Below are 16199 nucleotides of genomic sequence, written 5' to 3' on the forward strand. Positions count from 1 at the left end.
TCTCTAGTACTGCCCCCGGCCGGCCGGGGGTACCGTTCTGAGTGTCTAGGTCAGAACGAGTGGAGTTCATTATGCCCGAGCATGCTGACATGCACATCGGTTCACGCCTCCGCGAGGTGCGGAAGCGCCGGGGGTTGACTCAGCGAGGACTTGCCGAAGCCTCCACTGTGTCCCTCTCTCTCATCCGTCTGCTGGAGCAGGAGAAGGTCGCCCGTACCCGCGTGGAGACAGCCCACAAGCTGGCTGCCGCCTTGCGCATCACCACCAGCAGCCTGTTGGAACGTGATGACGAACCGCCCCAGGCCGACACGACCGAGCATTGGCGCCCGCTCCAGCTCGCGGTCCAGGTGGCCGTACCAGCGCAAGCGCAAGGCGAGGAAGCGACGGTGCAAGGGGTCCGGGCACTCCTCCCCGCCGTGCGCGGCGCCTACTTCGGTAGCCGTCTCGGGGAGCTGTCGGAGCTGCTGGCTCCGCTGCTGCGGGACGCAGACACGTTGGGAGATTCTTCCCAAGCCCGGGGCCTGCGCGCGCATCTCCTCCAGATCGCAGGGTCGGTGCTGACTCAGGTTCGCCAGTTCGACGCCGCGGAGACGGCGTTGCAGCGTGCCCTGGACGATGCCCCAGACCGTCTGCGCGGCGCGTCGGTCATCACAACCTGGAGCTGGCTCCTCGTCCGACAAGGCAAGCTGCGTGCCTCGCGGGAATTGGCGACCCGCTGGGCGGACGACGCCGAGCCTCGGATGTCGCGGGCGACGCCAGAGGAACTGGCCGCGTGGGGGTGGCTCCTGTTGCAGGCATCGGCCGCCAACTTGCGTGACAACCGGCATGGAGAGGCCGAGGACACCATGCGGCTGGCGCGGGCCGTGGCGGTGATGACCGGGCGGGAGTTGCCGCGTGGCAGCGATCGGCTGGCCACCTGGGGACCTGTGACGGTGGGGTACAAGGCGGCCGAGCGGCACATCGTCCTGGATCAGCCCGACAAGGTGTTGGTGCTGGCCGGGAAGAAGGGGAGCCAGCGGTCCAGTACCGAATATCACCGTCATCGACTGGACGTAGCCAAGGCCCATTTGATGCTGCGCCAGTACGGCGAAGCCGTGGACACACTGTCCGAAGTGCGACTTGCGGCGCCAGAGTGGCTGAGCAGCCAGCGATACGCGCAAGACATCCTGGCGGATGTAGTGGCGAAGCGCCGGACGCTGACACCGGAGATGCGTGATCTCGCCGACGCTTTGGCGGTTCCGCTGTAGCTGTAAGCGTTGTTACTTCGAGGCGATGGCTCGGGAAAGTGCCATTGAGTGGTAGGTCACAGGCTCCTACCTTCGCTGCATGGATACCGAGCGTGCACAGGTGGCGATGGCCATCCCCGTCCGGGATGGCCTGCCGGTTGACGCGGAGATCATCACGGCAACGATCCGTTGGACCGTGCGACTGGCGGCGAAGCGACCGAACCGCAGAACGCTGTTGGAGTTGCAGCAGCTTCTTCGTGGCCACATCGGGTTGCTGCTGCCCCTGGTGCGGGAATCGATCCTTGGCGTGCGGCCCGGCAGTATCGAGGCGCATCAGCTGACGGTCCGTCTCGACGGTATCGAGACCCAAACGCGCCGCGAGCTCTCGCCGGGGCCGCTGTTGGCCAATGTCCAGGTGCAGCAGCTGGCCTGCGACTGCCAGTGGCTGCTGGCCTGTCATACGGTTGGCTCCGCATGAGGGGCGCCCTGACCCCGTGCGTCTATGTCTACGACCGAACCGCCGCGTACCGCTCCCGGCGGCTGCTGGACCAGCGACTGCTGGGCTGCCGGAACACCGTGGATCAGTACGGGGGGGATATCGTCGGCGTCTGGGTGGACCGCGGTTCCGACGCTCTCGGCGAACTCCCGCTGGACCGACCCGAGTTCCAAAGTCTCGTCTGGCAGATGGCGGCCGATGGTCGTGCGCTGGGCCGCCCGATGGTGTGCCTGGTGCACAACTGGGACCGCCTCACCGCGGACCACACCGTTCGGCCGGCCTTCCAGCGCTGCGTCTCCGTCGCCGGCGGCCACACCGCCACCACGTTCGGCGCGTTGACGGATACTGCGCCGTGGATGGCGGGTGCTGCGACGTGACCGAGGTGCCTCCCGCTCTCTTACGCCGGCTCCTGCCGGCTGCTCCGCTCGACGTTCTCCAACTCGACGAATCCCTAGGAGCCGTCGCCGTCCCGCACGACTGGGGGCTCCATGTCCTCGCTGCCCTCGGGGACCGCACCGGGGCGGTCTGGGTGGACACGTGCCTACGGAGCATGTTGTGGCTCGTCCCGCCCGGAGGCGCGGCAGACTGGCCCTTCACTGGCGCCCTGGGGCTGAGAGTCCACCAGCCCGGAGATCAGCTGCCGGTTCCCGGCCGGGAAGGGCACCACGACGGCACCCGCTGGCTCCGACTCCCCGGGCACGGCAGGTTGTTCACCATGCCGGCGGCCTTGCGCGATGCCGTGGAGGCCGTCGTCGGACCTCTCGCCGACGCAGCCCATCAAGGCCCAGTCGCCGTGTGCCACTACTGCGACGCCCCGACCCGCTCCGGCATCGAGGTCGACGCCCTCATATCGGAAAGCGGCCCCGGCCTCGTCCTCCACGCCTGCCGCACGTGCTGGCGGGACACCGCCCGTGGTGGCGACGGGCGGCACCTGCGTCTCGTGCGCCCCGGCGCCCCGTAGGCCCGAACCCATGACCCCCACCTCCGGCGTGCTCGTGAAAGAGGCGGCCGGGGTGGGCCCGCTCCGGCCGCCTTCACCCCCGAGGGGGCGGCCGGAGCACCCAACCTCCGGCGTCCATGAATGGGGCGCCCACTCAACGAACGAAAGGTCCCTCCGCCGTGGAGCAGCCTTCTTTTCGCTTACCGGATTGGTCGCCGCCGCCGGGCTCCGGCGTGCTGACGATGACGGTGGGCGTCCCCTGGGCGGCCGTCAGCATCCCCGCAGAGGCCAGGCAATACGCCACGAAAGGGAGCCAGCACGCGTACATCCTCGATGAGGAGCGCGCCACCTGGCTGTACCTGCGGAGCACTACCCGGTCGGACCGGTGGGAGTGGCGTCGCGTCGAGCGCTACATCACACGTCCGGAAACCGGCACCGAATTCGCTGTCCCGGAGGCGGACCGTCGCGCCGAGCACGGGTATCCCTACTGGGTGGCGCCCGGGAGGTCGGCCGGATACGTGTCGCTCGAAGCCTGGGTCGCCGGGGGCATCGGGGTGATCACCCTGCCCCAGGGCGAGCCCGCCAAGAAGTGCCCGCTGTGTTGCGAGCCGCTGTGGCCCGAGGACCGGGTCACCGTCCTCATGGGCAGGTGGCGCCGGAGCTACCAGGAGCACGGCACGGTGCATCGAACATGTGCAGACGAACGCGACCTCCGCCCGCCCGGCCCCGGCTACGACTGGGGGTGCCCATGACGGCTCCCGTCTGTCAGACCTGCGGTACCACCGAAGATGTCCACACCCTCCCCGAGCGGGACGACGCGCCGCAGCTGACCCTGTGCCTGCCGTGCGCCCTGCGGCGGGCGGAGCCCCACATCCCCGAGGACGTCGTCGCCGGCGCCGTCGCCTGGGTTCATGAAGCGGCAGCCGAAGCCACCGGCCGCTGCGACACCTGCGGCACTACCGAAGGCGTCATCGAGACCTACCAGCACTCCGCCTCCGGCCCCGGCTGGTATCTCAAGCTCTGCGCAGCCTGCGAGATCACGCCGAAGCAACCGTTGCGGGACAGGACCGTCGAGACGCACCCCCGCGCCGGCCGCGCCGACGCCTTCCGCGTGGGCAACCGCCCGATCAAGCACGAAGGACCCACACCGTGAACTGTTGCCGATGCCAGGAGCCAATCCGGAATTCCGAGAGGCGCCGCGAAATCGTCCACGACCGGCCGACAGGCGCCCCGCTGATCCAGTACGCCCACGAGCGGTACTGCAAGACGAAGGCACTCCAGGCATCGCCATTCGGGAGGGGGCCCGCGCCCTGGGAGTTGTAACTCCGCTCTGGTCAGAGAACTGAGGGAGGGCCCAACCCGTGGACCGGCAATGGACGACTGGCGACTGCTGGCTGTGGTGTCAGCGCACCGGAGTCCAGGTGCTGTGGCTCGGGCCGGTGCAGTGGGATGGTCAGCACGCCGCACTGCACGCCTGCGAGGCATGCATCCACCATGTCGAGAACAAGCTGCGCGCCTGGCACCTGCGCGGCGGGGCAAGCGGGCACGGGCCCCTGCCGGGACGGCGCCGATGGGCCGACGCGGACTGCTGGCGATGCTCCCGCCTCGTGCCGACGCTCTGGGTCGGCGTCGTCGAACGGGCCACCGCGACGGCCCCTCTGCACCTCTGCGAGCCGTGCATCCAGGAGCTGGAGGCCAAGGTGCAAAACGCACTCCTGGGCGACTACATGTCCGCCTGACCGGACCCTCTACGGAGTTCGAATGACCGAATACCCAAGTGATGAGCGGGGAGGGCGCTATGCCTCTGCGGCGGTACGCATCAGCCTGGCCGGCTGGGCTGTACTAGCTGGGCTGCCCGCCCTCCTGGCCGCCGTGCTCCTCCTGTCGCTGTGAAGAGTCGCCGCCGTGGCCCTGCCTTCATCCGCCGATGCAGACCAGCGGACACACGACCACCCTCAAAGGACACCCCCATGATCTGCTGCCGATGCCAGACGCCGATCGAGCGTGACGAGCCGTACCTCCGGTATGTCCATGACCGACCGTCGGGACCGCCGACGGTCGACTACGCCCACGAACGCCCCTGCCGAGCAGTGCCGACTCAGACAGCCCCGCTCGACTCGCCAGTGGCTCGCATGCGCCGGTCGCGGTAGGGCAGTTTTCTACTCACCGCCCCGGCCGCCGGGCCACCGCGCCCCGGACGTGTTCCCACGGGAGCACCACCCCGCAGTTGACGCTGTCGAGCGTCAATGAGCGACATCGAATGTCACTGAATTGCCCGAATTTCTGCATCCGTGCAGGTCACAATAGGGTCAAAGAACTGGTTCAAGTCCCGTTACTCACCCCAACGTCAAGGCCCCCGACTTCGGTCGGGGGCCTTGCGTGTTGTCGGGCGCCGTGCGCTGGGGGTGCGCTCAGTACGCGACGGTGAAGCGCTCGCCCGTGTGCTGCGGGCGCTCGATCTCGTCGACGAGGGCGACCGCGTAGTCCTCGGCGGAGATCCGGCTGCTGCCGTCGGCCGCGGTGAGCAGGTCGTCGACGGCGGTGCGGTAGCTGCCGGTGCGCTCGCCGGGCTCGATGGTGGCGGCCGGGCTGAGGTTGGTCCAGCGGATGTCGCTGACGGTGCGGTAGTACTCCAGCGCGTCGCCGTGCGCGTGCATGATCTGGAGCAGGAACTCGGGGAGTCCTTCGGCGTCCCAGACCAGGGTGCCGTCGGCCTTGCGGAGCGAGCCGGCGCCGCCGACGGTGATCAGCCGCGGGGCCGCGTCGCCGAGGGTGCGCAGGCCGGCGACGAGCGCCTTGGCTGCGGGCTCGATGGTGGCGACGTGCCCGGGGCCGTCACCGCCGCCGACCGCGCTGACCAAGATGTCCTTGCCCTTGGCCACGGCGGCGACGGATGCCGGGTCGAGGATGTCGCCGGTGGTGACCGTGAGGTTCGGGTGGCTCGTGGTGATCTTCGCCGGGTCGCGGACGACGGCGGTGACCTGGTGGCCGCGGTCGAGGGCCTCCTGGAGGATGCGGCTGCCGATGGTGCCGTTGGCGCCGAAGATCGCGATCGTGGACATGGTGACTCCTGGGGTGCTGGGTCCGGTGAGGACTTCCGTTTTCCGTCATCAGCCGCGCTGACGTCTTCTACGCTAGAGGGACCAGCGGGACATTTCGGGGTAGACATGGGACGGGTGATGGTCAAAATGCGACAGGCGGGGGCGGGTGCCGATATCCGGGAGGTCCCGTTCGCCGCGCCCGCCGGGCGGCCGGCGGGGGTCGAGGTGATGACGCTGGCCGAACTCCGCGACCGCGCCGACGCCTGCGGTCTTGCCACCCCGCACCGCCCCGGCTTCCACCACCTGCTGACCGTCGACAGCGGACGCCTGACGCACACCGTCGACTTCCGGGAGCACACCATCACCGCGGGCGACTGGCTGTGGTCCCGGCCGGGGCAGGTGCAGCACTTCGGCGATCTGACCGGGGCCGAGGGGCGGCTGGTGCTGTTCGAGTCGGGTTTCCTGGATCCGGCGACGGCGACCGCGGCCCGGATCGAGGACTGGTACGGGCCGGCCGTGCGGCATCCGGAGGGCGCGGCGGCCCGTCGTACGGAGGACGCGCTGCGGCAACTGCACGGGGAGTTCGGGGTGCTGGGCGGGCTGCCGCTGGAGACGCATCTCGACGTGCTGCGGCACCTGCTGGCCGTACTGGTGCTGCGGGTGGCGCACCTGGAGGCTCCGGCGCACGCCGCCGACGGTTCGGTCTGTGAGGCGAGCGAGGCGTACCTGCGGTTCCGGGAGGCGGTGGAGCGGGACTTCGCGCGCAGCCGGCGGGTCGCCGACTACGCCAGGGCGCTGGGGTACGCGCCGCGCACCCTGTCCCGCGCCACCGAGGCGGCGGCCGGGATCGGGGCGAAGGAGTTCATCGACCGCCGGGTGGTGCTGGAGGCCAAGCGGCTGCTGGCGCACGGCGACAGGTCGGCGGCCCGGATCGCGGACCGTCTCGGCTTCGCCGACGCCACCAACTTCACCAAGTTCTTCCAGCGGCACGCGGGCACCACCCCGATCGCCTTCCGGGAGGCCGTACGGGGCAGCACGGGGGTCGCGGCGCTCGCGGGTGCCGGCCGCCCCTGAGCGGGAACACGGCGCCGCCCGGGGTGAGTTGGGGCGCCCTGTGCGACGGGGGCGCCGGGGTGAGCTGTGGCGTGAGTTGGTGCGTACTCCCTTGACACCACCGGGGGTTGAGGTGACTCTTCACCTCATCACAGCTGGAAGCGCTCCCGGAACGGGATCCCTACATCTCTCGTACGCACAGGTACGTCGTCAGGGCACCAGGAGGACGCAGATGCACGGCGGTTCCCGTACGTCCCGCACGGTAGTGATCCTCACCGCGGTCACCGCTCTCGGTGCCGCGCTGCTCGCCGGCTGCGCCGACGACGGCGCCGATGCCGCCGGAGGCAAAACCGTCATCAGCGTCGGCACCTTCGGCGTCTTCGGCTATCAACAGGCCGGTCTCTACAAGGAGTACGAGAAGCTGCACCCGGATGTCACGATCAAGGAAAACGTGATCGAGCGCAACGACATCTACTACCCGCAGCTGCTCACCCACCTCGCGGCGGGCAGCGGCCTGTCGGACATCCAGGCCGTCGAGGTCAACAACATCAACGAGGTGGTCACCACCCAGACCGACAAGTTCGAGGACCTGTCCGGGGCCCCTGGTGTCGACAAGAAGCGCTGGCTGGACTGGAAGTGGGCGCAGGCCACCGCCCCGGACGGCCGGACGGTCGGGCTCGGTACGGACATCGGGCCGACCGCGCTGTGCTACCGGAAGGACCTGTTCCGCAAGGCAGGGCTGCCCACCCGGCGCGACGAGGTCGGCAAGCTGTGGGCGGGCGACTGGCAGAAGTACGTGGACACCGGCACCGCGTACCGGAAGAAGGCCCCCAAGGGGACGGTCTTCATGGACTCGGCATCCGGGCTGTTCAACGCGGTCGTCAACGGCTACACCGACCGTTTCTACGACGCCAAGGGGAAGCTGATCTACCAGCACAGCCCGGCGGTGAAGGACGCGTGGGGGCTGTCCGTCAAGGCGGCCGAAGGCGGGCTGACCGCGCGGCTCAAGCAGTTCGAGAAACCCTGGGACCAGGCGTTCGCCAACGGCAGGTTCGCGACGGTGGCCTGTGCGCCCTGGATGCTCGGCTACATCAAGGAGAAGTCCGGGGCGGCGGGCGAGGACAAGTGGGACGTGGCTCCCGCGCCGCGGCCAGGCAACTGGGGCGGCTCCTTCATCACCGTACCCCGGGCCGCCCGGCACAAGGCCGAAGCGGTCGAGCTCGCGGTCTGGCTGACCCGGCCCGAGCAGCAGGCGAAGGTCTTCGCCGAGCAGGCGAGCATCCCCAGCACACCCGCCGCCTACCAACTGCCCGCCGTGAAGGACGCCCGCAACCCGTACTTCGGTGACGCGCCGACCGGCGAGATCTTCTCCGCCGCCGCCAAGGGCATTCCGACGCTGCGGATCGGGCCCAAGGACCAGCAGATCACCCAGGCGTTCACGGACGTCGGCGTGCTCCAGGTCGAGCAGCAGGGCAAGTCGCCGCAGGCGGGCTGGCAGGCGGCGGTCGAGGACATCCAGAGCGCGGTGGACGGGTGAGCGGCGCCGCACCGGGCCGGGGGGACGGGTGACGGGCGCGGCGCAGGCCGCGGCGGCGCAGGCCGCGGACGACAGGGGAGCCCGCCGCCGCGCCCGGCGCAGCCGCCGCTACCGCTGGGACGTGCGCTACAGCCCGTACGCCTTCATCGCGCCGTTCTTCCTCTTCTTCGCCGCGTTCGGCCTGTTCCCGCTCCTGTACACGGGGTGGGCCTCGCTGCACCGGGTGGAGCTGTCGGCGCCCGGCGACATGCAGTGGGCCGGGCTGCACAACTACGTACGGCTGCTCGACGACGACCTCTTCTGGAACGCGCTGCGCAACACCTTCACCCTCGGGGTGCTGTCGACGGTGCCGCAGCTGCTGATGGCGCTGGGCCTCGCGCACCTCCTCCACCAGCGGATGCGCGGCGCGTCGTTCTTCAGGGTGGCGCTGCTGACCCCGTACGCCACGTCCGTCGCCGCGGCCTCCCTGGTCTTCGTGCTGCTCTTCGGACGCGACTACGGAATGATCAACTGGGTGCTGGGCGCGGCCGGGATCGCGCCCGTCGACTGGCAGAGCGGCACCTGGTCATCGCAGCTCGCGGTCTCCTCGATCGTCATCTGGCGCTGGACGGGCTACAACGCGCTGATCTACCTGGCGGCGATGCAGGCCATCCCGAAGGACCTGTACGAGTCGGCGGCGCTGGACGGCGCGTCACCGTGGCGGCAGTTCCGGCACGTCACGGTGCCTTCGCTGCGGCCGACGCTGCTGTTCACGGTGGTCGTATCGACGATCGGCGCGACCCAGCTGTTCGGCGAGCCGCTGCTGTTCGGCGGCGCGGCGGGCCAGAAGGGCGGCGCCGCGCACCAGTTCCAGACCCTGGGGCTCTACCTCTACGAGCAGGGCTGGTTCAACTTCCATCTCGGCCGGGCCTCCGCCGTCGCGTGGGCGATGTTCCTGATCCTGCTGGTGATCGCGGGGATCGCGGCGCTGGTCGGCCGGCGGCTGCGTGCGGACCGGTGAACTGCCGGGCGGACGGCCGGATTCCGAGCGACCAGGAGGCGGAGTGAGGGCATCGCGCAGGGCCGGGACGGGTGGGCGGAGGAGGCGCGGCGGGGCGGGCCGCACGCTGCGCGGCGGCCCCGTGGCCCTCGCCGTGCTGGTGCTGTTCACCGTCGGCTCGCTCTTCCCGCTGGTGTGGACGGCCATCGCGGCCTCGCGGGACAACGGGCGGCTGGCGCAGACGCCGCCGCCCTTCTGGTTCGGCTCCCATCTGCTGAAGAACCTCGGCACGGCCTGGTCCGACGCCAACATGGGTCTTGCGCTGGCCAATACGACGGTGGTGGCGGGCACCATCGCGCTGGGCACGGTGATCTTCTCCACGCTCGCCGGGTTCGCCTTCGCCAAGCTGCGCTTCCGGTTGAAGAACCTGCTGATGCTGCTGGTCATCGGCACGATGATGATCCCGCCGCAGCTCGGTGTCGTCCCGCTGTTCATGACCATCGCCCAGCTGGAGTGGACCAACCACCTCCAGGCGGTGGTGCTGCCGACGCTGGTCAGCGCCTTCGGGGTGTTCTTCATGCGGCAGTACCTGCTCCAGGCGCTGCCGACGGAGCTGGTCGAGGCGGCCAGGATGGACGGGGCGAGCAGCCTGCGGGTGGTGTGGCACGTCGTCTTCCCGGCCGCCCGCCCGGCGATGGCGGTGCTGGGCATGCTCACGTTCGTCCAGGCGTGGAACGACTTCTTCTGGCCGATCATCGCGCTCACCCAGGAGAACCCGACGGTGCAGGTCGCGCTGACCGGTCTGGGCCGCGGCTACATCCCCGACCAGTCGGTGATCATGGCGGGCGCGCTGCTCGGCACGCTCCCGCTGCTGCTCGCCTTCCTGCTCTTCGGCCGGCAGATCGTCGGCGGCATCATGCAGGGCGCGGTCAAGGGCTGACGGGCCCGGGGCACCCCGGACCCGCCGGCCCTGCGGTTCAGCCGGTGTACTTGCCGAACGCCTTGGTGAAGTCCAGCGGGCCCTGCTCGATGGAACTGCACGTGGGCTGCGCGGAGTTCTGGGCGCCGCCCTCGCACGCCTTGTCGCGGGTGGATGACCACATGGACAGCGCGCCCAGGTGCTTCTCCTTGGCGAAGGCCACCAGTTCGGCCGCGTCGTCCACCGTGAAGGTCTCGCTCTGGACGTCGTTGACCCCGATCATCGGCGTCACGGCGACGGCCTTCCAGGCTGCCGCGTCGTCAAGACCGAGCGCCTTCTTCAGCTGCGCCTGGGTGGCGGTGGCGGCCTGGGTGGCGTAGGTGCCCATGTCGCCGTCGTAGGAGGCGCCGTAGTCCATCGCCATGACGTTGACGGTGGAGACCTTGACGCCGTTCTTCTTGGCGTCGGCGACGAGGTTCACGCCGTCCTGGGTCAGGCCCTCGGGCATCACCGGCAGCGTGAAGGACACGTCCAGGCCGGGGTGGCTCTTCTGGAGCTGGGCGATGGCCTGGGCGCGGCGGGTGTTGGCCTCGGTGTTCGGGAGCGCGCCGCCCTCGATGTCGAAGTCGACGGCGGTCAGCTCGAACTGGTCGATGACCTTGCCGTACGCGGCGGCGAGCGCGTCGGCCGATTCACAGGCCAGGCCCAGTTCCGAGCCGTTGGCGCCGCCGAAGGAGACCCGGACGTCGCCGCCGGCCGCCCGCAGGCCGGGGATCTGCCGAGCCACCGGGTTGTCGTCCAGCGCACCGCCGCCGCCCCACTTGGGGTCGCAGCCGCCGCCCGAGGTGACGAACGCGAGGGTGAAGTGCTTGACGCCGGTCTTCTGCGCCGTGTCGGCGAGGTCGTAGGCGGGGCTGAGCGAGGTGTCGACGTACGGGGCGAAGGCGGCGGCCTTCGGCGCGTCGGTGGCCTGCGGGGCGTTGCCCGCCGTCGCCGTGCCCGCGACGGCGAACGCGCCGCCCGCGGCGACCGTGACGGCGGCGGCGGTCGAGATCAGCTTGGTGGTGCGGCTCATGCGCCGGCGGTGGACCGAGGAACTCATGGCGAGCCTGCCTGTCGTCGTGGGGGGACGGGGATGCGTTCCCGCACGCTAGCGATCAGGAAACGGACAAATGCCTGGTTCTGTGCGGTGGTTGGCGGATTTATGGACCGCTTAAGGGAGGGGAAGGGGCCGGTTAAGAACCCGGCTCACACGGCGCTCGCGGCCCGCTCGCGGACCGGCCTGGACCACCCCGTCCGGCCTGCCCTCACGCCCGCCGGGCGGCCCGTTTCCCTCGGCCGCACAGGGGACGCCGCAGCCGGTGGCCGCTGCCGCGCCGGGCGGCGCCGCGCGGCCCCCTGCCGTCCAGGGCGAGCCACACCCGTACCTCGGTGCCGCCGAGTACGGAGCGGCCGATGCGGACATCACCGCCGGTCGATTCGGCCAGCCGGCGCACGATGTCGAGGCCGAGTCCGGTGGAGCCGTCGCCGCCGCCCCCGTGGCCGCGGCGCAGCGCGGCGGCCGGGTCGTCGATGCCGGGCCCCGCGTCCGAGACCAGCACGATCACCGCATTGCCCGCCGTGCCCGCGTGGTGCACGTCGACGGCGAACGCGGTGCCCTCGGGGGTGTGCCGGAAGACGTTGCCGAGCATCGCGTCGAGGGCGGCGGCCAGGTCGGGGCGGGCGACGGGCAGGCGTACCGGACGGTGGATGCCCGCCACCCGGACCGTGCGCCCCTCGTCCTCGGCGAGCGCCGACCAGAAGTCCATCCGCTCGCGGATGACCTCCGCCGCGTCGCAGCCCGCCGCTGCCGCCGCCTGCCGGGTCTGGGCCTTCTGCTCGCGCGCGGTGCGGATGATCTGGTCGACCTCGCGCTCCAGCTGTTCGACGGCGGCCCTGGTCTGGTCGGCGGCGGGACCTTCGCCGAGTGAGGCCGCGTTCAGCCGGAGCACGGTGAGCGGCGTACGCAGCCGGTGCGACAGGTCTGCGGCCAACTCGCGTTCGTTGGCGAGCAGTTGGACGACCTGGTCGGCCATGGAGTTGAAGGCGACGGCCGCGGACCGCAGCTCCTTGGGGCCCTCCTCGGGGACGCGGACGCCGAGGCTGCCGGTCCCGAGGTCGTGCGCGGCGCCCGCCAGCCGCTCGGCGGGGCGGACCATGCGGGTGCCGAGGCGGTCGGCGACCGCGACCGAGCCGGCGATCAGCGCGAGCCCGACACCGGCCAGCACCAGCCAGGACGTGGTGACGCCGTTGGTGAGCGCGGCGTGCGGCACGTAGACCTCGACGACGGCGATCCCGGTGGCGACGGCGGTCGGCTGGAGCAGCACGGAGCCGCCCCGTACGGGGGCGATGGAGGCGCGGCCGAGGTCGATCACGGACGCCACGTCCCGCGGCGCGGCACGGCAGGAGCCGATCTCGGCGGCCCGCGCGCCCTTGCCGCCCGCGGGGACGTGGACGCCGATCCGGCCGCCGGGGCCGGTCTCGGCGCTGGCGACGGCGCGTTCGAGCTGGGTGCGGTCGGTGGTGATGGCGAGCACCGGGCCGATGGTGGCGGCCTGCCGTTCGGCGTTGGAGTACGCGCGGTCGCCCGCCATCTCCTTGACGACCAGGCCGAGCGGGACGGCGAAGGCCACCACGACCATGACCGTGACCGCCAGCGCCACCTTCACGAGCGCCCATCTCACCGGGGCGGCTCCAGCTTCACACCCACCCCGCGCAGCGTGTGCAGATACCGGGGGCTCGCCGCCGTCTCCCCCAACTTCCGCCGCAGCCACGACAGATGGACGTCGATGGTCTGGTCGTCGCCGTAGGACTGCTGCCAGACCTCGGCGAGCAGTTCCCTGCGGGGGACGACGACGCCTGGCCGGCCCGCGAGGAAGGCCAGCAGGTCGAACTCCCGCCGGGTCAGATCGAGCGCGACGCCGTCCAGCGCGGCCCGGCGGCGCAGCGGATCCACCGTCAGCCCGCCGACCCTGACCACCCCGGACGGCGCGTCGGCGCCCGCCGCGCCGCCCCGTGCGCGGCGCAGCACCGCCGCCATCCTGGCCGAGAGGTGCTCCACGGAGAACGGCTTGGTCAGGTAGTCGTCGGCACCGTCGTTGAGCAGCCGCACGATCTCGGCCTCGTCGTCCCTGGCGGTCGCGATGATCACCGGTACGTCCGTGACGCCGCGCAGCATCTTCAGGGCCTCGGCGCCGTCCAGATCGGGCAGGCCAAGATCGAGGATGACCACGTCGAACCCGATGTGCGCCACCTCGCGCAGCGCCTCCAGGGCGGTGCCGACGCTCCGTACCGTGTGGGACGCCTCGGTCAGATGCCGAATGAGAGCCGAGCGGACGAACTGGTCGTCCTCGACGACGAGCACACTTGCCATGGGCGGCACCGTACGCCATACGGGCGACTCCCCCGCCCGCAACCGGCACCGCGCAGGCGCCGGGAAGCCATTGCCCGCGGGCTGTGTCCGGGCCCGCGGGTGGTGCAGTATGAGCGGGATGCGACGAGGACTGATGCACGCCGCGGCCTGGACGCTGGCGACCGGCGCCGCGGTCACGCTGTCGTGGTACGGGGTGCACACGGTCATGTCAGGCACGGCGTACGACCCGCCGCGCGCACTGCCGCTGTCCGCTGCCGTCCCGTCCACACCCGACGGCAGCGCCGCACCCCGGGTCTCCTCCACCCACCGTCCCAAGCCGTCACCGTCCGCCGGTCCCCACGCGTCGCCATCCGGCGCCCCGCCGGCGTCCGCCGCGCCCTCCCGCACCCAAAACGCGTCCCCCCACCGCGATCCCGACCCGCCGGCCGGCTCCGCGTCCGGCGGGCAGCAGGTCAAGAGCTGGTCGACGGCGGGCGGCCGGGTCGTCTTCGATCTGCGCGCCGAATCGGCGCAGTTGGTGTCGGCGACCCCGAACCCGGGCTGGGAGATGCAGGTGTGGAAACAGGACCGCTGGATCCGGGTCGACTTCACCGGGCCCGGCCACACGTCGGTCTTCTGCACCTGGAACGACCATCCGCCGATGGTCCAGAGCAGCGAGGAGATGGGCTGACGCGGCGCTGCGGGTACGGCCTGCGGTGACGGCCTGCGGGTCAGTCGAAGACCTCGGGCGGCGGCGCGGGCGAGGCCACCGCGGTGGCGTCGGTGACCGGCGCGGCGCCGCCGGTGAAGTCCAGCAGCGCCCTGCCGTGTTCGACGCGCCCGGTCTGCGGGTCGCTCGCGGCCCGCCGGGTCAGCTCGGCGACCGGCAGCGGCCGGTCCGCTGCGACGAGCACGGCGTTGCCGAACCGCTTGCCGCGCAGCACCGCGGGGTCGGCGGTCAGGCACAGTTCCGGGAAGGCCGTACGGACGGTGGCGATCTGGCCGCGCAGGAACCGCAGCGGCGGCCCGTCGGCGATGTTCGCGGCGTAGCAGCCGTCGGGGCGCAGCGCCCGCCGCACATCGGCGACGAACTCGGTACTGGTCAGATGGGCGGGGGTACGGGCGCCGCCGAAGACGTCGGCGATGATCAGGTCAGCCCAGCCGTCCGGGACCTTCGCCAGCCCTTCGCGGGCGTCGCCGCCGCGCACCCGGATCCGCCAGCCGCTCTCCAACGGCAGCTCGCGGCGCACCAGTTGGACGAGCGGAGTGTCGATCTCGACGACCTGCTGGGTGGAGCGCGGCCTGGTCGCCGCGACGTACCGCGCCAGGGTCAGGGCGCCGCCGCCGAGGTGGACGGCCTGGAGGGGCCTGCCGGGCGGCGCCGCGAGGTCGGCGACGTGGCCGAGGCGCCGCTGGTAGGAGAAGTCCAGGTAGGCCGGGTCGTCGAGGTCGACGTACGACTGCGGGGCGCCGTCGATCAGCAGGGTCCTGGCGCGCGGCCTGTCCCGGTCGGGCCGCAGCTCGGCGACGCCGCCCGCCACCGTCTCCACCACGGATTCCCCGCCGCCGCGCCCGCGTCTGCTCTTCGCCATGCCCCCAGTATGGCGGCCGGCCGCCGGCCCGTATCCGCTGGTCAGCGGAGGGGCGGCGGCCGGTCGGCAGGAAGCGGCGGACCGCCCGTGACCGAGGTCAGGGACGGCCCGCCGTCGCGTGGGTCCGCGCTGCCGGCCGAGCCGGCGCCGGGGTCACTTGTTGGCGCAGGTGTTCCCGAACGCCGGGTTCAGCAGGCCGATCACGTTGATGCTGTTGCCGCAGACGTTGATCGGCACGTGCACCGGCACCTGGATCACGTTTCCGCTGATCACACCGGGCGACTTCGAAGCCGCTCCGACGGCGCTGGCGCCACCATGGCCGTCACCACCGCTGGCGGAGGCGATTCCGGCGCCTCCCAGCACCAGTGCGCAGCCGGCCGCAGCCACCGCGGCGGACTTGGCGATCCGCTTCATCATCATTCTCCTTTCGATTGACGAATGGGGCATCGGTCACAACGAGCAGGGTGTTTTCGAGATGCTGGCATTCCTCCTTCCGGGAGAAACGTTCGTCCTTCTGGAAGACACCGCCGTTTAGCGCGCCGAAGTCCGCTGTTACGCCGGGCCGAATCCGGACCGGCATCCCGGCGCGGCAACCACCGTTTTCCGCATACGGTCTGCCAGAGTGCTCTCTTGTTTTGACGGAGAGAAGCCGGAGACGGAAATCGTGCGGCACGGACATCAGGCCGCGACCGTTGCCCCGCCGTCCGGCAGGGCAACGGGAAATCGGAGCAGCCCTCGGTACCCGGCCGCAGGCCGCCACCCGGATGCATTCCGACAGGCCATTACGCATTCCGCCCACAGCTCATCGAGTGAAGGACTCCGTTCATGCCATCGTTCGCCACCGAGGCACCCGCACCGTCACTCCTGACCGGCCCGATTCCTTTCCGTCACGGGGCACCGGGTACGTCCCGCTCCCCGGGCCAGGCGGGAATATCCGACGCCGGAATTGCCGCCCGAGCGATTCACGGACCCGGCCGAACTCGCCGCAGTGTGCCGCGCATTGCGCATTCCGCCGGCTCCCGCGA

Annotated in this window: 17 protein-coding genes and 1 pseudogene; 12 read left to right on the forward strand and 6 right to left on the reverse strand. The window is 71.1% G+C overall.

The genetic code is table 11. The features are described 5' to 3' along the window. Positions 1-71: 71 nt before the first annotated feature. The 7 genes from ACGFNI_RS20290 to ACGFNI_RS20320 all read left to right on the forward strand — a co-directional run bounded on the left by ACGFNI_RS20290 (position 72) and on the right by ACGFNI_RS20320 (position 4401). Positions 72-1247 (forward strand): helix-turn-helix domain-containing protein, encoded by a 1176-nt coding sequence (locus tag ACGFNI_RS20290; protein ID WP_393685580.1) that lies wholly within the window; start codon positions 72-74, stop codon positions 1245-1247. Positions 1248-1326: 79 nt separating this feature from the next. Beyond that, entirely contained in the window at positions 1327-1704 is a 378-nt protein-coding gene (locus ACGFNI_RS20295) for a DUF6415 family natural product biosynthesis protein (RefSeq protein WP_393685582.1), read from the forward strand. Further along, positions 1701-2099 carry a hypothetical protein gene (locus ACGFNI_RS20300; RefSeq protein ID WP_393685584.1) on the forward strand — a complete coding sequence of 133 codons (399 nt, stop codon included), beginning with the start codon at positions 1701-1703 and terminating at the stop codon, positions 2097-2099. The genes ACGFNI_RS20295 and ACGFNI_RS20300 overlap by 4 nt, the downstream gene beginning before the upstream one ends. A gap of 338 nt (positions 2100-2437) precedes the next feature. Beyond that, a complete protein-coding gene (locus tag ACGFNI_RS20305; protein ID WP_393685586.1) occupies positions 2438-2683 on the forward strand; it encodes a hypothetical protein in 246 nt (81 codons plus the stop codon). A gap of 212 nt (positions 2684-2895) precedes the next feature. Beyond that, positions 2896-3414, forward strand: a complete 519-nt coding sequence (locus tag ACGFNI_RS20310) for a hypothetical protein (RefSeq protein WP_393685588.1) — start codon at positions 2896-2898, stop codon at positions 3412-3414. Beyond that, the gene (locus ACGFNI_RS20315; RefSeq protein WP_393685589.1) at positions 3411-3815 is read left to right on the forward strand and encodes a hypothetical protein; all 405 of its coding nucleotides are present in this window, start codon (positions 3411-3413) and stop codon (positions 3813-3815) included. Before ACGFNI_RS20310 ends, ACGFNI_RS20315 begins: the two co-directional genes overlap by 4 nt. A gap of 208 nt (positions 3816-4023) precedes the next feature. Beyond that, positions 4024-4401, forward strand: a complete 378-nt coding sequence (locus tag ACGFNI_RS20320) for a hypothetical protein (protein ID WP_393685591.1) — start codon at positions 4024-4026, stop codon at positions 4399-4401. A gap of 672 nt (positions 4402-5073) precedes the next feature. Here ACGFNI_RS20320 and ACGFNI_RS20325 read toward each other — a convergent pair. Beyond that, positions 5074-5724, reverse strand: a complete 651-nt coding sequence (locus ACGFNI_RS20325) for an NAD(P)-dependent oxidoreductase (protein ID WP_393685593.1) — start codon at positions 5722-5724, stop codon at positions 5074-5076. 117 nt (positions 5725-5841) lie between these two features. On the opposite strand from ACGFNI_RS20325, the gene ACGFNI_RS20330 reads away from it, so the two are divergent. The 4 genes from ACGFNI_RS20330 to ACGFNI_RS20345 all read left to right on the forward strand — a co-directional run bounded on the left by ACGFNI_RS20330 (position 5842) and on the right by ACGFNI_RS20345 (position 10212). After that, a complete protein-coding gene (locus tag ACGFNI_RS20330) occupies positions 5842-6777 on the forward strand; it encodes a helix-turn-helix domain-containing protein (protein ID WP_393685595.1) in 936 nt (311 codons plus the stop codon). A gap of 211 nt (positions 6778-6988) precedes the next feature. Then, positions 6989-8293, forward strand: a complete 1305-nt coding sequence (locus ACGFNI_RS20335) for an extracellular solute-binding protein (RefSeq protein WP_393685597.1) — start codon at positions 6989-6991, stop codon at positions 8291-8293. Positions 8294-8321: 28 nt separating this feature from the next. Then, positions 8322-9293: a carbohydrate ABC transporter permease gene (locus ACGFNI_RS20340; RefSeq protein WP_393685599.1), complete on the forward strand. Its 972-nt coding sequence runs from the start codon at positions 8322-8324 to the stop codon at positions 9291-9293. A 43-nt stretch (positions 9294-9336) separates the two neighbouring features. After that, complete coding sequence (locus ACGFNI_RS20345) at positions 9337-10212, forward strand: carbohydrate ABC transporter permease (protein ID WP_393685601.1); 876 nt, start codon at positions 9337-9339, stop codon at positions 10210-10212. Positions 10213-10249: 37 nt separating this feature from the next. Here the strand turns inward: ACGFNI_RS20345 and ACGFNI_RS20350 are convergent. The 3 genes and pseudogenes from ACGFNI_RS20350 to ACGFNI_RS20360 form a co-directional block, all read right to left on the reverse strand. Then, positions 10250-11140 (reverse strand): annotated as a pseudogene (locus ACGFNI_RS20350) (chitinase); the annotation flags it as partial. Between the two features lie 358 nt (positions 11141-11498). Next, positions 11499-12914, reverse strand: a complete 1416-nt coding sequence (locus ACGFNI_RS20355) for a sensor histidine kinase (protein ID WP_393685603.1) — start codon at positions 12912-12914, stop codon at positions 11499-11501. Then, a complete protein-coding gene (locus ACGFNI_RS20360; protein WP_393685604.1) occupies positions 12911-13603 on the reverse strand; it encodes a response regulator transcription factor in 693 nt (230 codons plus the stop codon). The genes ACGFNI_RS20355 and ACGFNI_RS20360 overlap by 4 nt, the downstream gene beginning before the upstream one ends. Positions 13604-13721: 118 nt before the next feature. On the opposite strand from ACGFNI_RS20360, the gene ACGFNI_RS20365 reads away from it, so the two are divergent. Beyond that, positions 13722-14273 carry a hypothetical protein gene (locus ACGFNI_RS20365; RefSeq protein ID WP_393685606.1) on the forward strand — a complete coding sequence of 184 codons (552 nt, stop codon included), beginning with the start codon at positions 13722-13724 and terminating at the stop codon, positions 14271-14273. A 40-nt stretch (positions 14274-14313) separates the two neighbouring features. Here the strand turns inward: ACGFNI_RS20365 and ACGFNI_RS20370 are convergent, their stop codons facing one another. Then, on the reverse strand, positions 14314-15174 hold the full coding sequence (locus ACGFNI_RS20370) for a spermidine synthase (protein ID WP_393685608.1): 861 nt from the start codon (positions 15172-15174) through the stop codon (positions 14314-14316). Positions 15175-15327: 153 nt separating this feature from the next. Further along, a complete protein-coding gene (locus tag ACGFNI_RS20375; protein WP_393685610.1) occupies positions 15328-15588 on the reverse strand; it encodes a chaplin in 261 nt (86 codons plus the stop codon). Between the last annotated feature and the right edge of the window lie 611 nt (positions 15589-16199).

This window comes from Streptomyces sp. NPDC048644, from assembly GCF_043199105.1.
Lineage (GTDB): Bacteria > Actinomycetota > Actinomycetes > Streptomycetales > Streptomycetaceae > Streptomyces.

Coding starts and splice junctions, on each gene's coding strand:
- ACGFNI_RS20335 (WP_393685597.1), top strand. CDS start 6,989: ATGCACGGCGGTTCCCGTACGTCCCGCACGGTAGTGATCCTCACCGCG.
- ACGFNI_RS20300 (WP_393685584.1), top strand. CDS start 1,701: ATGAGGGGCGCCCTGACCCCGTGCGTCTATGTCTACGACCGAACCGCC.
- ACGFNI_RS20370 (WP_393685608.1), bottom strand. CDS start 15,174: ATGGCGAAGAGCAGACGCGGGCGCGGCGGCGGGGAATCCGTGGTGGAG.
- ACGFNI_RS20290 (WP_393685580.1), top strand. CDS start 72: ATGCCCGAGCATGCTGACATGCACATCGGTTCACGCCTCCGCGAGGTG.
- ACGFNI_RS20305 (WP_393685586.1), top strand. CDS start 2,438: ATGCCGGCGGCCTTGCGCGATGCCGTGGAGGCCGTCGTCGGACCTCTC.
- ACGFNI_RS20365 (WP_393685606.1), top strand. CDS start 13,722: ATGCGACGAGGACTGATGCACGCCGCGGCCTGGACGCTGGCGACCGGC.
- ACGFNI_RS20295 (WP_393685582.1), top strand. CDS start 1,327: ATGGATACCGAGCGTGCACAGGTGGCGATGGCCATCCCCGTCCGGGAT.
- ACGFNI_RS20330 (WP_393685595.1), top strand. CDS start 5,842: ATGGTCAAAATGCGACAGGCGGGGGCGGGTGCCGATATCCGGGAGGTC.
- ACGFNI_RS20315 (WP_393685589.1), top strand. CDS start 3,411: ATGACGGCTCCCGTCTGTCAGACCTGCGGTACCACCGAAGATGTCCAC.
- ACGFNI_RS20375 (WP_393685610.1), bottom strand. CDS start 15,588: ATGAAGCGGATCGCCAAGTCCGCCGCGGTGGCTGCGGCCGGCTGCGCA.
- ACGFNI_RS20325 (WP_393685593.1), bottom strand. CDS start 5,724: ATGTCCACGATCGCGATCTTCGGCGCCAACGGCACCATCGGCAGCCGC.
- ACGFNI_RS20360 (WP_393685604.1), bottom strand. CDS start 13,603: ATGGCAAGTGTGCTCGTCGTCGAGGACGACCAGTTCGTCCGCTCGGCT.